The organism is Streptomyces hazeniae (assembly GCF_031845485.1).
In the GTDB taxonomy this organism is placed as follows: domain Bacteria; phylum Actinomycetota; class Actinomycetes; order Streptomycetales; family Streptomycetaceae; genus Streptomyces; species Streptomyces hazeniae.
In genome coordinates, this window is record NZ_JAVREQ010000140.1 from 1 (window position 1) to 473 (window position 473).

Below are 473 nucleotides of genomic sequence, written 5' to 3' on the forward strand. Positions count from 1 at the left end.
GCGCGGGCTGATCGGCGGCGGGTACACCGAGCATGTCGGAGATCGTCCGCATCGGCAGCTGCGCCGAGCACGCGTCAACGAAGTCGACGTCCCCGGCACCGATCAGGTCGTCGACGACGGCGACGGCGTTGCGGTGGATCTGCTCCTCGATCTTGCGCACATTCCGCGGGGTGAACGCCGAGCTGATCAGGCGGCGGTACGTGGTGTGCTCGGGCGGATCCATCATCAGGAAGAAGGTGGCGAACTTCTGCACGTCGGCCGGCATCGGATCCAGCGCAACGCCCTGGGTCGAGGTGAACAACTCAGGGTGCTGGCTCACGAACTGGATGTCGGCGCGGCGGGTCACCGCCCAGAAACCGGGCTCCTCGACATCGAACAGCGTCGACAGCGGCTGATGCCAGCTGAGGCCCTCACCCGCACGCAACTGCGCGAATGTCTCGTCACGCTCGGCGAAGGGCCGGCTCCAGAAATCG

1 pseudogene is annotated in these 473 nt (G+C 66.6%); it reads right to left on the bottom strand.

Annotated features, from left to right (window positions below):
* Nucleotides 1-473, bottom strand: a pseudogene (locus RM572_RS29000) (cytochrome P450); the annotation flags it as partial.